Here is a 12,842-nt window from a genome sequence, read left to right on the forward strand (position 1 = left end):
TCGCGGGAATGACGGACAAACCGCCTGCGCGGGAATGACGGGCGGATGCGAGCGCGATAGCGTCATCCCCGCGCAGGCGGGGACCCAGAGGGGGCCGCGTAGCGGCACTCGTGCATCGGGAGCCCTGGACTCCCGCCTTCGCGGGAATGACGGACAAACCGCCTTCGCGGGAATAACGGTTGTGTCCGCCTTCGCGGGAATGACGGTCAGTCCGCCTTCGCCCCCGAGTCCTTGGCCAGCTTGGCCCAGAAGCGGTTTTCTTCCTTGATGAAGGCGGCGAAATCCGCCACCGAGCTCGAGGCGGAGACGTCCGTGCCTTCGCGCGCCAGCGCGGCCTTCACTTCCGGCTTCTGCAGCGCGACCTGCGTGGCGTCGAACAGCTTCTTCACGATCTCCGGCGGCGTGCCGGCCGGCACGAAGAAGCCGTACCAGAAATCGATCTTGTAGGCCGGCAGGCCCGCTTCCTTCATGCCGGGAAGATCCGGGATCAGCGCAAAGCGTTCGGTCGTCGTCACGCCCAGGCCCACCAGCCGGCCGCCCTTGATCTGCGGCAGCACCGAAGGCGGCGTGGCGAAGGTGACCTGCGTATCCCCCGCGATCACCGACTGCACCGAGGGCGCGCCGCCCTTGAACGGGATCGGCGTGAGGTTGACGCCCGTGAGCTGGTTGAACAGCACGCCGCCCAGGTGCGGTGCCGAACCCATGCCCGCATGCGCGAAGTTCACCTTGCCCGGGTTCTTCCTGGCGTACTCGATCAGCTCCGGAATCGACTTCACCCCGAGCTGCGGATTGGCCGCCACCACCAGCGGCGAAGCCGTGAGCTTCGCCACCGGCACCAGGTTCTGTACAGAAGCCGCCCACTTCGGATCGATGGCGGGATTGACCGAGATCGCGCTCGGGCTGGCGATCAGCAGCGTGTAACCGTCCGGCGGCGCCTTGGCGACGAAATCCGCCGCGATGCTGGAGCCCGCCCCCGGCTTGTTGTCGATGACGATCGGCTGGCCGAGCGCGCGCGACAGCGCGTCGCCGACCGCACGCCCCACGTAGTCGGCCGCGCCGCCGGGCGTGAAGCCGACGACGAGTTTCACGGGCCGCTCCGGCCACGGTGTGGTCTGCGCGGCGACGCTGCCGCAGAAGGCGAAGGCCAGCGCGCAGCCGGCCAGGAATCTGCTCATCACGTTCCTCCTGTGATCACGATCTTGCCGACATGCGCATTCGCCTCCATCAAGGCCCGGGCCTCCGGCAGCTGCTCGAACGGGAACACGCGATCCACCAGCGGCTGCAGCCGGCCTTGCGCCACCAGCGGCAGCATCTCTTCGGCAAAGCGCCGCACGCCTTCGGTCTTCTGCGCCGGGCTGGTCAATTTCTGCGATACGCCGAACAGGACCATGCGCTTGGCGTGCAGCGCCTGCAGGTCGATCTCCGCCTTCAGCACGCCGTCGACGTAGCCGACGGTCGCCAGCCGGCCTTCGAAGGCGAGGCAGCGCACGCACTCGGCGAACACCGTGCCGCCGACGTTGTTGACGACCAGGTTCACGCCCGCGCCGCCGGTCGCATCCATCACCTGGGCGTGGAAGTCGGCGCCGCGCGTGCAGATCGCCACGTCGAGGCCCAGGGCCTGCAGCCGCGCGAGCTTGTCCTGCGACCGCGAGGTGCCGATCACCTTCGCGCCCAGCGCCTTGGCGAGCTGCAGCGAGGCCACGCCCACGCCCGACGAGATGCCGGTGACCAGCAGCCAGCCGCCGGCCTTCAGGCCGCCCTGCAGCACCAGCATGTCGTGCGCCGTCATGGAGGTGGTGGGGAAGGCGCCGGCCTGTTCCCACGACAGCCCCTGCGGCACGGGCATCGCATCGGACGCGTTGGCCAGCACGTACTCGGCCATCGCGCCGGGGAAGCGCCCCATCACGCGGTCGCCCACGGTGAAGCGGGTGACATCGGCGCCGGCCTGCACGACCTCGCCGGCGGCCTCGATGCCGAGCGGCTTGGCGCTGCCTGCCTTGGTGAGGCCGCCGATGATGAACTCGCCGCGGTTCAGGCCCGCCGCGCGCACGCGCACCAGCAACTGGTGCGGGCCCGGTTCGGGCACCGGCGCCTCGCGCAGTTGCGTGTGCAAGCCGCCGTCATCGGCGCTCAGCCACCATGCGCGCATCTCAATGCCCCCGGAACGCCGGCTTGCGCTTTTCCATGAAGGCGCGCCGTCCTTCGGCGTAGTCCTCGCTGTCGAAGCACTGGCGGATCAACTGCTGGCACAGGTCGCGGTCGAGGTCGGCGTCGGGCTTGAGGATCTCCTGCATGATCCGCTTGCCGGCATGCACCGTCAGCGGCGCGTTCTGCGCCATCGCATCGGTGTACTCCTTGAGCAGGGCGTCCAGGTTCGCGCCCGGGCAGACGCGGGTGATCAGTCCGACCGACTTCGCCTCGGCGGCATCGATGCGGCGGGCGGTGAAGAACAGGTCCTTGGCGACGCCGACGCCGACCAGGTCCACCAGGTTCTTCAATGCGGACAGGCGATAGCCCAGGCCCAGGCGCGCGGCGGGAATGGCGAAGCTGGAGTCGTCGCTCGCGATGCGCAGGTCGCAGCTGATCGCGACGTTGACGCCACCGCCAATGCAGTAGCCGCGGATGCAGGCGAGCGTCGGCTTGGCGCACAGGTAGATCGCCATCAGCGCTTCTTCCGCCAGGGCCTCGTACTGCTTGACCGCTTCGCGCGCGGCACGCATGTCCTCGAACTGCGAGATGTCCGCCCCGGAGACGAAGGACTTCTCGCCGGCGCCGGAGAACACCACCAGCCGGATGGCTTCGTCGCCTTCGGCCTGCCGCAGCAGCGACGGCACGGCCTGCCACATGTCGACCGAGAGGGCGTTGTGGCGAGTGGGATTGTTGAAGCGGATGTGCAGGGTGGACCCGTCGGCCCAGGCCTGCACGCGTTCGGTAGGCGACTGGTACGCCCGTTGTCCTGTCATGCGTGCTCCCGATCTGGAGCGCGCAGTATCCCAAGGGGCGCGGGCGGGGCCTTCGGGTCTTACCCGAGCACGGCAGCCTGTTCTTCCTCGGCCGCAGCAGCCTCGCGCAGCAGCGCGAACGGTGGCGCGTCCTTGACCAGCAGCACGCTGCACGGCGCTTCTGCCGCCACGCGTGCGGGGATGGTCGGGATCCAGCGGCGCAGGGCGAGGCCGTGGGTGGCTGCGCCGATCACGATCAGCGTCACGTGGTTGGACGCCGCGTACGCCAGCAGCGCGCCGGCCACGTCGTCCGACAGCAGCACGTGGAACGACACCTGGCGGCCATGCAGGTCGATGCCGCGGCACCACTGGCGCAGCTGCTCGCTGTGGTAGCGGTGCACGGCCGCCTCCTCCACCTGTGGATCGGGATCGACCACGGTCACGCAGGCGAGCCGGGCACCGGGCCGCAGCCCCAGCGAGCGGCGGGTGGCCTGCCGCAGCCCGTAGAGCACGGCATCGGTGGTGTCGTGGTGCGGCACGGCGACCATCACGATCGGCACTTCGTCGATGCGCTCGGTGGGCAGCGGACTCGGCTCGTAGTGCATGCCGGCGGCGCGGATCCAGCGCCGGAACTGGCTGCTGAACGAGGTGCGGCGCGTGCGCAGGCCGCGCGCGCCGACTTCCACCTGCTGCGGGTTGCCGAGGTCGAAGGCCAGGTGCGCGGCCGAGGGCGGACGGTTGGCGGCGGCGCTTTCCAGGCAGTGCAGGATGATCTCCTGCAGCCAGGGCGGCACCTCGGGGTTGAGGGCGCGCGGCGGCGACGGATCCATCCACAGCCGCTGGCGCAGCCCGCCGGTGGTGGCCGGTGCGCCGAAGGGCAGTTCGCCGGTGGCCAGCTCGTACAGCATCACGCCGATGGCGAAGACGTCGCTGCGCGGGTCCCCGCGCATGCCCACCACCTGCTCGGGCGCCATCCACGCCGGCGAGCCGATGGCCGGCCGCAGGTCGGCCGCCAGCAGGTCGGGGTAGTGAGCGTGCCAGCTCAGGCCGAAATCGAGCAGCACGCACGTGCCGTCGGGGCGGAAGATCACGTTGGCGGGTTTCAGGTCCAGGTGCACCGCGTTCTGCCGGTGCAGGCTGTGGGCGGCCAGCGCGATGGCGCGACCCCAGCGCGCGATGTCGACGGCCGCGGGGCGCGGCTGCAGCGGCGACAGCGCGTCGAGCATCTCCTGCAGCGTGCGGCCCTCGATGTATTCGATCACCAGGTAGGGCAGCCGGTGCATGTCGCCGGCGGCGACGAAGCGCGGCACGTGCGGGCCGTGCACCGCCTGCAGCATCTGGTGCTCCACCTCGAAGCCGACCAGGTTCTCGGCGCCCTCGCCGCCGCCCATGCGCGGCAGCTTCATCATCATCGGAAAGCCGGGATCGGGGCGGCCGCCGTCGTAGCGCACGCGGTAGATCTCGGCCATCGCGCCGGCGTGCACGCGCGGGCCGATCACGAAGCCGTCGATCAGCGATCCCTCTTGCAGTCTCATCGTCCGAGCTCCAGTCGCATGGCAAAGCTTTCCGGCAGGCCGGCAGCGCGGATGGCGGCCGCGGCGGCCCGATGGTCGTACGCTATGCGGTGGAACGAGAGGCGCGACTGAGGCAGCTCAAACAGGGCATACATGGCGCGCGGGTCGCCGTCGCGCGGCTGCCCGACGGAGCCGACGATGGCCAGCCAGTTGCGGTGCGCGGCGAGCGGCACCGGCACGTCCGGCACCGGCGAGAAGGCCATCGGGTGGCCGTCGGCCGCGCGGTAGTAGAGCTGCTGCTGGTGCACGTGCCCGCAGAAGACCTTGCTGGCGCCCCACTGGCGCTGCGCCGAGCCGAGCGCGCGCCGCACCAGGGCGGGCCGGTCGAGGTACTGCCAGGCCGCCGGCTTGTAGGGATCGGCATGCACCAGCAGGGCATCGTCGAAGGTGGCGGTGAGCGGCAGGCTGGCGAGGAACTGGAAGTGCTCCGCATCGAGCTGGGCCCGCGTCCAGCCGACGGCGAGCTGTTCGCCGGTGCCGCCGGTGGCGCTCTCGCCGCGCACCGCGGCGTCGTGGTTGCCGCGCACCACGAGGGCGCCGCGCGCGACCAGCTCCATCACCATCTCCAGCACTTGCGCGGGCTCGGCCCCGTAGCCCACCAGGTCGCCGAGGAAGGCGTAGTGCGTGGCACCGCTGCGGTGTGCGTGCGCGAGGCAAGCCTGCACGGCGCGCCGGTTGGCATGCAGGTCCGACAGCAGGGCCAGCTTCATGGAGCCATATTCTGCCGGGTGCAGAGCCCCTGCTTGACGAAGGTCAAGCTCCCCACCGGCCCCCGCTCCCAGACTGGAATCAAGCAGTAAGGAGTACAGCATGGAAGCGCAAGAGAGGATCCCCGATACCGTTCCCGCCGCGGAACTGCATGGCCCGGTGAACGAATTCCACGGCTCGCACGAGCACATCATCGACGGGTTGCACGCCATGGAGAAGCTGCCGGAGCTGGCGGAGGCGCTGGAGCGGGCGCGCCTGGTCGCCAATGCCACGCTGATGCTGTTCGACAAGGTGGTGCACGAGCACCATGCCGACGAGGAGCAGGAGCTGTTCGTTCACGTCCAGAAAAGCTGCACCGACCTGCGCGAAGGCCATCGCGTGCAGGAGCTGGTGGGGCGCCTCGCGGCCGACCACCGCCGCATCGAGAAGATGTGGCTCAGGATCCGCCCGGCGATCGCGCTGACGGCGCAGGGCAAGGTGCACGGCGTGCCGGACTTCCGCGCCGAAGTGGCGAAGCTGGTGGAGATCTACCTGGAACATGCGCAGCTGGAGGAAGAAGTCTTCCTGCCGCTGGCCGACGCCATCCTGGCCCGCGACGCCAACCACCTGGCCGCCCTCGACGTGGCCCTGCACCTGCGCCACGCCCCGCCGCTGCGGGGGGCGTACGTGTAGGGGGAAAGCCGGACAACCAGACAACCAGACAGCCAGAACGCAGAAGCCGCAAAAGTTACGCAAAAGCCGCAAAAGGGACCTCCTTCAATGGATCCCTTTTGCGGTCTTTGCGTACTTTTGCGGCTTCTGCGTTCAAGGTCTCCGATTTCCGGTTCCCGGTTCCCGGTTCCCGGCTTCCGGTGCCTACCACCACTGCTGCTGCCCCGGCTGCGGGACCGAGTGGCAGCGTTCGCAGGTGAACATCGCGCTGAAGGCCACCTTGGCGTGGCAGGTGCCGCAGGATTCGCCGGCCAGGATCTTCGGCATGGTGGTCGGGTTCGCGCCGGCCCTGGGCACGAACAGGCCGTCATGGCAGTTCGCGCACGCCAGCCACTGCGTGTGCGCGCCATGCGGGAACTTCACGTACGGCATCTGCGCCGTGTTCTTCATCAGGACGTCCAGCTCCAGCAGCTGCATGCGCTCCTGGTCACCCCGCACCGAGGCCCGCGGCTGGATCAGGCCTTCGCGCAGCGCGCGCACCCAGTCCGGCTTGCCGCGCGCGTCGGCCGGCAGCGCGGAGAACGCATCCCTGGGCTGCTGCAGCTTCGCGGCGTCGGGGTTCCGAGGATCCAGCACCGGCGCCGGCGGCGCGTCGGTGGGCGGCTCCGGCAGCGCGCCGAACAGGTCCTGCGGCCACTCGGGCAGGCCGCCCTGCGCCTGCTGTGGCGCACGGCCGTCCTGGGCCACCGCGACGCCGACGATCGCCAGCGCGCCCGCCACGAGCGCTGCAGCGGCGGCCAGCGCGCGCGTGCGCTTCAGAAAGACGAAATCCTGCAGGGCGTGAGCCATGCAGGATTCTGGTGCGGCCCGTGCGGGCCGCGATTGCCGAAGGTCAATTCGCCACGGGCGCGGGCAGGGTCGTGCCGGGCATGTGTTCGGTCTTGGCATCGAGCACCACTTCCGGCTCGTCCACTTCCAGCGCGCTCGGGTGCGACAGGTGCTGCGCGAGCCGCTCCGTGTCGAGGTCGCCCGTCCAGCGCGCCACCACCAGCGTGGCCACCGCATTGCCGACCAGGTTGGTCAGCGCGCGCGCTTCGGACATGAAGCGGTCGATGCCGAGGATCAGCGCCAGGCCCGCGACCGGCACGTTGCCCACCGCGGAGAGCGTGGCCGCCAGCACGATGAAGCCGCTGCCGGTGATGCCGGCGGCGCCCTTGGAGGTGAGCAGCAGCACGGCCAGCAGCGTGATCTGCTGCATGATCGACAGCGGGGTGTCGGTCGCCTGCGCGATGAACACGGCGGCCATCGTCAGGTAGATCGAGGTGCCATCGAGGTTGAAGGAGTAGCCGGTCGGGATCACCAGGCCGACGGTGCTCTTCTTCGCGCCCAGGTTCTCCATCTTCTCCATGATGCGCGGCAGCACGGACTCGGAAGAGGACGTGCCCAGCACGATCAGGAGTTCTTCCTTGATGTACTTGACCAGCTTCCAGACCGAGAAGCCGTGCAGGCGAGCGATCGTGCCCAGCACCACGAACACGAACAGCAGGCAGGTCAGGTAGAACGCACCCATCAGCTTGCCGAGGGAGAACAGCGAGCCGACGCCGTACTTGCCGATCGTGAAGGCCATCGCGCCGAACGCGCCGATCGGGGCCACCTTCATGATGAAGCCGATGATCGTGAACAGCACGTGCGAGGTCTTCTCGATGAAGTCGAACACCAGCGTGCCGCGGCCTCCGAAGCGATGCAGCGCGAAGCCGAACATCACGGAGATCAGCAGCACCTGCAGGATCTCGCCCTTGGCGAAGGCGTCGAACACCGTCGTCGGGATCACGCCCAGGAGGAAGTCCACCGTGGTGCCGATCTTGCCGGGGCCCGTGTAGGCGGCGATGCCCTTGGTGTCCAGCGTGGCCGGGTTCACGTTCATGCCGGCGCCCGGCTGCAGCACGTTCACCACCACCAGGCCGATGATCAGCGCGATCGTGCTGACCACCTCGAAGTACAGGAGCGCGAGGCCGCCGGTCTTGCCGACCTTCTTCATGTCCTCCATGCCCGCGATGCCGATCACCACCGTGCAGAAGATGATCGGGGCGATCATCATCTTGATCAGCTTGATGAAGCCGTCACCGAGGGGCTTCATCTCCGTGCCCAGCGCGGGGTAGAAATTCCCGAGGAGCACGCCGGCGATGACGGCGCAGATCACCTGGAAATACAGCGAGCGATACAGCGGCTTGCGCGCTTTCGCTTCGAAGGTGGAAGGGAGCATGGTGGTTCCTGGCTGCGTGAAGATGGCGAACTTTAGGTACCCCGGGAAATCCCTGATATTGTGGGTTCCCACAACCTTGAGTTGCATCAACTCAGCCGCTGCCGCCTCCGCACGGCGCTTGAACTCACGCAGCCGCAGGCAGCTCCCGCGGTGGCTCCGTCGGCTTCTGGAACACGACCTGGCCGGAGTCGACGTGGATCACCTGGATGGCGGCGCCGGGCTCGGTGCGGCTCTTGGCCGCGAGCGAGACGGCAACGCAGCGGTGGGCCACCTCGAGTTCGCGTTCGCCCGGTTTCGGCCACAGTGCGCCCCAGATCGGCGCGTTGCTGCGGATGCGGTAGCCCACCGGCTCCGGGCACTTGCGACGGGACGAGCCCAGGCACAGGTCTCCATTGCAGATTTCCATGTCTCCTCCAATGCTTTTTTTTTTCGGCGCCGGCAAGCATAGGGCCGCGCAGCCGGCAATCGGCCGGACGAGCCGCGGGCAGGCGGGCGCCGACCATGCTTCGTCATCGTTCATTGATCTGGATCAAGGATAGTCAGCCGCCCGCTCTCGCTAGCAAACCCGCATTCCCATGCCCGGCGCCGGCTCCCAGAATGGCCCCGCCCCATCAACGCACAAGCAACAAGGAGTGGCTCAGGCATGGCAGAAGTGAAGTGGACCGGCGGCACCGAACACTGGACGAACAAGGGCGAGGTGCGGCTGTTCCTGTGGAACAAGAAGGCCGCCGCGGGGGTGCCGCACCGCGGCACGCTCTTCTTCGTGCACGGCTCCTCGATGGCCTCGCAGCCCACCTTCGACCTGCAGGTGCCGGGCCGCCCCTTCTCCTCGGCGATGGACTGGTTCGCGGCCCAGGGCTACGACACCTGGACGATGGACAACGAAGGCTACGGCCGCTCCGGCAAGGACCGCCCGGTCAACGCCGACATCGGCAACGGCGCCGATGACCTGGAGGCCGGCAGCGACTACGTGCTCAAGGCGACCGGGGCGAAGAACCTGCTGATGTACGGCATCTCCTCGGGCGCGCTCAAGGCCGCCCTGTTCGCGCAGCGCCATCCGGAGCGGGTGGCGAAGCTGGCGCTCGACGCCTTCGTGTGGACCGGCGAAGGCAGCCCCACGCTGGAGCAGCGGCGCAAGAAGCTGCCGGAGTTCCAGGCGAAGAACCGGCGGCCCATCGACCGCGCCTTCGTGCACAGCATCTTCAACCGCGACCACCCGGGCACCGCGGACGAGGCAACCATCGAAGCCTTCGCCGACGCCATCCTCACGCTGGATTCCTCGATGCCCACCGGCACCTACGTCGACATGTGCTCGAAGCTGCCGCTGGTGGACCCGCAGCAGATCAAGGTGCCGACCATCGTGCTGCGGGGCGAATTCGACGGCATCGCCAGCATCGAGGACCTGCTGGCCTTCTTCGCCAAGCTGCCGCATCCTAACAAGCAGTTCTCGGTGATGGAAGGCATCTCGCATGCGAGCTTCCAGCAGAAGAACTACATGAACGTGTACCACCTCCTGCATGCGTTCTACACGCTGCAGGAGCCCGTCTACAGGGGGTGAAGCCATGCGCTGCGTGTTCGGTTCCCTGGTGCTCGGTGCCGCGCTCGCGACGGCGGGCCTCCCGGTCTTCGCGCAGCAGCAGGCGTGGCCCGCGCGCCCGGTCAAGCTGATCGTGCCCTTCGCGCCGGGCGGCTTCACGGACGTGACGGCACGCATCCTGGGGCAGAAGCTGTCGCAGGCCCTCGGCCAGCAGTTCGTGATCGAGAACAAGCCGGGCGCCGGTTCCACCATCGGCAGCGAACTGGTGGCGAAGTCGCCGCCGGACGGCTACACGCTGCTGATGGTCTCCAGCACGCACGTGATCAGCCCCTGGCTGTACAAGAACCTGCCTTATGACCCGGTCAAGAGCTTCACCGTCGTTGGCAAGCTGGTGGAGTCGCCCTACGTGCTGCTGGTGCACCCCAAGGTGCAGGCGAAGAACGTGCAGGAGTTCATCGCGCTGGCCAAGTCGCATCCCGAGGCGATCCACTACGCCTCCTCCGGCAACGGCAGCGCGCAGCACCTCATGGGCGGCCTGTTCGTGTCCATGACGGGCGCGCCGCTCAAGCACGTGCCTTACCGCGGAAGCAACGGCGCCGCGCAGGACCTCGTGGCCGGCGTGGTCGAAAGCAGCTTCGCCGGCGTGCCCAACGCGCTGGCGCAGGTGCCCAACGGCCGCCTCAAGGCACTGGCCGTCACCACCGGCAAGCGGGCCCCGCAACTGCCGGACGTGCCGACGCTGGAAGAAGCGGGCGTGAAGGGCTATGACGCCTCGGTGTGGCTCGCCCTGCTCGGTCCCGCGGGCATGCCCAAGGACATCGTGCACAAGCTGAATGCGGAGGTCGGCCGGCTGATGGCCGATCCCGAGACGAAGAAGGCGCTGTTCGAAGCCGGCGTCGAACCCACGCCCTCGAGCCCCGAGGAGATGGCGCAGTACCTGCAGCAGGAACTCGCGCGCTGGGGGAAGGTGGTGAAGGACGCGGATATCCGGTTGGAGTGAGGGGGCGAGGGCGCGGGCGCGAAGCACTCCGTCTTCGTCAACCGCGCCCGCAACAAGTCCTCCACTGTTCCCATACGTCTCGCGGCGCAATGCCGCTGCGCGCCGGTCAACTCCGACTGATAGAGACCGCAATGGTCCGTCGCGCTGCCACGAGACAGCAAGCACCCCCGGCCTGCTATTTCTGAGCGGCAGCAGCTGGTTCGAACAGCTCCACCAGATTTCCGGACGGATCCTCCAGCAGAATCTGCCGCCCGCCCGGCCCCGAGACGATGTCGTTGCGAAACTTGACTGCGGCTTTCTTGAGCACCTCGACCTGGGCGTCGAGATCGGTGCTTCGAATGATGAAGCGATTCCACCCGCCCGGTTCAGGTTTGCGGCCATCGGGCATCGGTTGCGACCCACCACCCGGGCCCTGCGGGGGACTCAGCACGAGTTGCAGGTTCTCCCGCTCGAGAAGCGCGAACTGGGGACCCGATTGAGCGGAGGTACGAAAGCCCAGATGAGTGGTGTAGAACGCGACCGCTGCGTCAACGTCGTGCACAATGTACCGAACCATCAATTCGTTCAGCTTCACGAGGCCTCCTTCGCGGAATGCGGAACACTTCGGTCGACAGGCGCCCGACTGTCGCATCCGTCATGCGGTGAACTCAGAATTTGGAGTTTCGTATGACGTCAGAGGTTCTGGCTGTGGCAGGCCATGTCGCTCACACGGTACAGGAACACCGCGGCATGGCGGTCCAGCATCGCTCCGGCCTCCGGGTGCTCGTACGCGATTCGTCAAGGTGAGGTGTATGCCTGCGGCCGCTCCCGCTGGGGGATGACGATGTTCATCGGACACACCGCCGTGGCGCTGGCGGCGAAGAAGCTGGCGCCGGAGGTCTCCCTGGGCCTGCTGCTCGCGGCCGCCACCTGGCTGGACCTGGTGTGGCCGATCCTCGTGCTGCTCGGGGTGGAGGTGGTGCGGGTCGACCCCGGCAACACCGCCTTCACGCCGCTCGATTTCGTCTCCTATCCCTGGACGCACAGCCTGCTGATGGCGCTTGCCTGGTCCGTGCTGTTCGCGCTGGTGCTGTCGCCCTGGGTGCGCGGCCGCCGAGCGCTGGCCGTCCTCGCCGCGCTCGTCTTCAGCCACTGGGTGCTCGATTTCGTCTCCCATCGTCCCGACCTGCCCGTGACGCCCGGCGACGCGGAGAAACTGGGCCTGGGCCTGTGGAACAACGTGGCCGCGACGCTCGCGGTAGAAGGCGTGCTCATGGCCGCCGGCACCTGGCTGTACCTGCGCGCGACGCACGCGCGCGCTGCGGCCGGGCGCCACGCCTTCTGGGCGCTGGTCGTGTTCTACGTCGTGGTCTGGCTGGCCAACCTGGTCTCGCCACCGCCACCGAGCGACCGCGCAGTGGCCTGGGTCGCCCTGTCCGCCTGGCTGCTGCCGTTGTGGGCCGGCTGGGCCGACAGGCCGGTCACGGGATCGCCACCGCGCGCGGCCAGGACGCCCTAAACTCCACCCTGCGGACATTTCGCCCGTAGCCCCCATGAACAACATGCCAGAACCAGGCCTCGCGCGTACCGGCTCCAGTCTGCTGCTGGACTGGCAGAGCCAGGCCCTGCAGCTCGCGGTGCGCGGCGCCCCGCTCGCGGACGTGCTGGAGGTCCTGGTCCAGGCTGCCGAGTCGCAGTCCGACGGCCGGTTCATCGGCTCCATCCTCCTGCTCGATGGGGACGGCCGCCACCTGCGGCACGGCGCCGCGCCCTCGCTGCCCCAGGCCTACAACGAGGCGATCGACGGCATCGCGATCGGGCCCAGCGTGGGCTCCTGCGGCACCGCCGCGCACTTCGGCCATGCGATCGTCGTGACGGACATCGAGCGCGACCCGTTGTGGGCCGACTTCAGCGCCCTTGCGCTGCAGCATGGCCTGCGCGCCTGCTGGTCGACGCCCTTCCACGCCAAGGACGGCAGCGTGCTCGGAACCCTGGCGCTCTACTACCGCGAGCCGCGCGGCCCCAGCGAGACCGACCGCGAGGTCGTCAAGCTCATCGGCAACACCGCTGCGCTGGTGGTCGAGAACGCGCGGCTGCGCCAGCGGCTGCAGGACATGGACGCGCGCCCGCCCGGCGCGGACGGCGCCGCGAAGCTCGCTTCGCAGCCTTCGATCCACCCCTGAAGTTC

General features: G+C 68.6%; 14 protein-coding genes. 5 read left to right on the plus strand and 9 right to left on the minus strand.

Annotation, left to right across the window (positions count from 1 at the left end; genetic code table 11):
- Positions 1 to 206: 206 nt before the first annotated feature.
- Genes JI746_RS24550 through JI746_RS24570 form a run of 5 tightly spaced genes read right to left on the minus strand, consistent with a single transcriptional unit; the run spans position 207 to position 5,226 of the window.
- Positions 207 to 1,175, minus strand: coding sequence for a Bug family tripartite tricarboxylate transporter substrate binding protein (locus JI746_RS24550; RefSeq protein WP_201692931.1), 969 nt, complete (start codon positions 1,173 to 1,175; stop codon positions 207 to 209).
- A complete protein-coding gene (locus JI746_RS24555) occupies positions 1,175 to 2,149 on the minus strand; it encodes a quinone oxidoreductase family protein (protein ID WP_201692932.1) in 975 nt (324 codons plus the stop codon). The genes JI746_RS24550 and JI746_RS24555 overlap by 1 nt, the downstream gene beginning before the upstream one ends.
- A gap of 1 nt (position 2,150) precedes the next feature.
- Positions 2,151 to 2,963 carry an enoyl-CoA hydratase gene (locus JI746_RS24560; protein WP_201692933.1) on the minus strand — a complete coding sequence of 271 codons (813 nt, stop codon included), beginning with the start codon at positions 2,961 to 2,963 and terminating at the stop codon, positions 2,151 to 2,153.
- Positions 2,964 to 3,022: 59 nt separating this feature from the next.
- Positions 3,023 to 4,477 carry a serine/threonine protein kinase gene (locus JI746_RS24565; RefSeq protein WP_201692934.1) on the minus strand — a complete coding sequence of 485 codons (1,455 nt, stop codon included), beginning with the start codon at positions 4,475 to 4,477 and terminating at the stop codon, positions 3,023 to 3,025.
- On the minus strand, positions 4,474 to 5,226 hold the full coding sequence (locus JI746_RS24570; protein WP_201692935.1) for a metallophosphoesterase family protein: 753 nt from the start codon (positions 5,224 to 5,226) through the stop codon (positions 4,474 to 4,476). The genes JI746_RS24565 and JI746_RS24570 overlap by 4 nt, the downstream gene beginning before the upstream one ends.
- Before the next feature lie 100 nt (positions 5,227 to 5,326).
- Here JI746_RS24570 and JI746_RS24575 point away from each other — a divergent pair, with 100 nt between their 5' ends.
- Positions 5,327 to 5,896, plus strand: a complete 570-nt coding sequence (locus tag JI746_RS24575) for a hemerythrin domain-containing protein (protein ID WP_201692936.1) — start codon at positions 5,327 to 5,329, stop codon at positions 5,894 to 5,896.
- 183 nt (positions 5,897 to 6,079) lie between these two features.
- On the opposite strand, the gene JI746_RS24580 is transcribed toward JI746_RS24575, so the two are convergent.
- The 3 genes from JI746_RS24580 to JI746_RS24590 form a co-directional block, all read right to left on the minus strand.
- Positions 6,080 to 6,724: a c(7)-type cytochrome triheme domain-containing protein gene (locus JI746_RS24580; protein ID WP_201692937.1), complete on the minus strand. Its 645-nt coding sequence runs from the start codon at positions 6,722 to 6,724 to the stop codon at positions 6,080 to 6,082.
- A gap of 43 nt (positions 6,725 to 6,767) precedes the next feature.
- Positions 6,768 to 8,138 (minus strand): dicarboxylate/amino acid:cation symporter, encoded by a 1,371-nt coding sequence (locus tag JI746_RS24585; RefSeq protein ID WP_201692938.1) that lies wholly within the window; start codon positions 8,136 to 8,138, stop codon positions 6,768 to 6,770.
- 124 nt (positions 8,139 to 8,262) lie between these two features.
- A complete protein-coding gene (locus tag JI746_RS24590) occupies positions 8,263 to 8,544 on the minus strand; it encodes a hypothetical protein (RefSeq protein WP_201692939.1) in 282 nt (93 codons plus the stop codon).
- A 237-nt stretch (positions 8,545 to 8,781) separates the two neighbouring features.
- Here JI746_RS24590 and JI746_RS24595 point away from each other — a divergent pair, with 237 nt between their 5' ends.
- Complete coding sequence (locus JI746_RS24595; protein ID WP_201692940.1) at positions 8,782 to 9,696, plus strand: alpha/beta hydrolase; 915 nt, start codon at positions 8,782 to 8,784, stop codon at positions 9,694 to 9,696.
- A gap of 13 nt (positions 9,697 to 9,709) precedes the next feature.
- Entirely contained in the window at positions 9,710 to 10,675 is a 966-nt protein-coding gene (locus JI746_RS24600; RefSeq protein WP_408004126.1) for a Bug family tripartite tricarboxylate transporter substrate binding protein, read from the plus strand.
- A 175-nt stretch (positions 10,676 to 10,850) separates the two neighbouring features.
- Here the strand turns inward: JI746_RS24600 and JI746_RS24605 are convergent, their stop codons facing one another.
- Positions 10,851 to 11,249 (minus strand): VOC family protein, encoded by a 399-nt coding sequence (locus JI746_RS24605; protein WP_201692942.1) that lies wholly within the window; start codon positions 11,247 to 11,249, stop codon positions 10,851 to 10,853.
- Between the two features lie 249 nt (positions 11,250 to 11,498).
- Here JI746_RS24605 and JI746_RS24610 point away from each other — a divergent pair, with 249 nt between their 5' ends.
- Together JI746_RS24610 and JI746_RS24615 are read left to right on the plus strand one after the other, a co-directional pair.
- Positions 11,499 to 12,173 carry a hypothetical protein gene (locus tag JI746_RS24610; RefSeq protein WP_201692943.1) on the plus strand — a complete coding sequence of 225 codons (675 nt, stop codon included), beginning with the start codon at positions 11,499 to 11,501 and terminating at the stop codon, positions 12,171 to 12,173.
- A gap of 43 nt (positions 12,174 to 12,216) precedes the next feature.
- A complete protein-coding gene (locus JI746_RS24615) occupies positions 12,217 to 12,837 on the plus strand; it encodes a GAF domain-containing protein (RefSeq protein ID WP_201692944.1) in 621 nt (206 codons plus the stop codon).
- Positions 12,838 to 12,842 lie beyond the last annotated feature (5 nt).

This window comes from Ramlibacter alkalitolerans (genome assembly GCF_016722765.1).
Classification (GTDB): Bacteria; Pseudomonadota; Gammaproteobacteria; order Burkholderiales; family Burkholderiaceae_C; genus Ramlibacter; species Ramlibacter alkalitolerans.

Bases quoted from the DNA above. Each gene is read 5' to 3' on its own strand.
- JI746_RS24550 (WP_201692931.1), bottom strand. From the start codon at position 1,175: ATGAGCAGATTCCTGGCCGGCTGCGCGCTGGCCTTCGCCTTCTGCGGC.
- JI746_RS24555 (WP_201692932.1), bottom strand. From the start codon at position 2,149: ATGCGCGCATGGTGGCTGAGCGCCGATGACGGCGGCTTGCACACGCAA.
- JI746_RS24560 (WP_201692933.1), bottom strand. From the start codon at position 2,963: ATGACAGGACAACGGGCGTACCAGTCGCCTACCGAACGCGTGCAGGCC.
- JI746_RS24565 (WP_201692934.1), bottom strand. From the start codon at position 4,477: ATGAGACTGCAAGAGGGATCGCTGATCGACGGCTTCGTGATCGGCCCG.
- JI746_RS24570 (WP_201692935.1), bottom strand. From the start codon at position 5,226: ATGAAGCTGGCCCTGCTGTCGGACCTGCATGCCAACCGGCGCGCCGTG.
- JI746_RS24575 (WP_201692936.1), top strand. From the start codon at position 5,327: ATGGAAGCGCAAGAGAGGATCCCCGATACCGTTCCCGCCGCGGAACTG.
- JI746_RS24580 (WP_201692937.1), bottom strand. From the start codon at position 6,724: ATGGCTCACGCCCTGCAGGATTTCGTCTTTCTGAAGCGCACGCGCGCG.
- JI746_RS24585 (WP_201692938.1), bottom strand. From the start codon at position 8,138: ATGCTCCCTTCCACCTTCGAAGCGAAAGCGCGCAAGCCGCTGTATCGC.
- JI746_RS24590 (WP_201692939.1), bottom strand. From the start codon at position 8,544: ATGGAAATCTGCAATGGAGACCTGTGCCTGGGCTCGTCCCGTCGCAAG.
- JI746_RS24595 (WP_201692940.1), top strand. From the start codon at position 8,782: ATGGCAGAAGTGAAGTGGACCGGCGGCACCGAACACTGGACGAACAAG.
- JI746_RS24610 (WP_201692943.1), top strand. From the start codon at position 11,499: ATGTTCATCGGACACACCGCCGTGGCGCTGGCGGCGAAGAAGCTGGCG.
- JI746_RS24615 (WP_201692944.1), top strand. From the start codon at position 12,217: ATGCCAGAACCAGGCCTCGCGCGTACCGGCTCCAGTCTGCTGCTGGAC.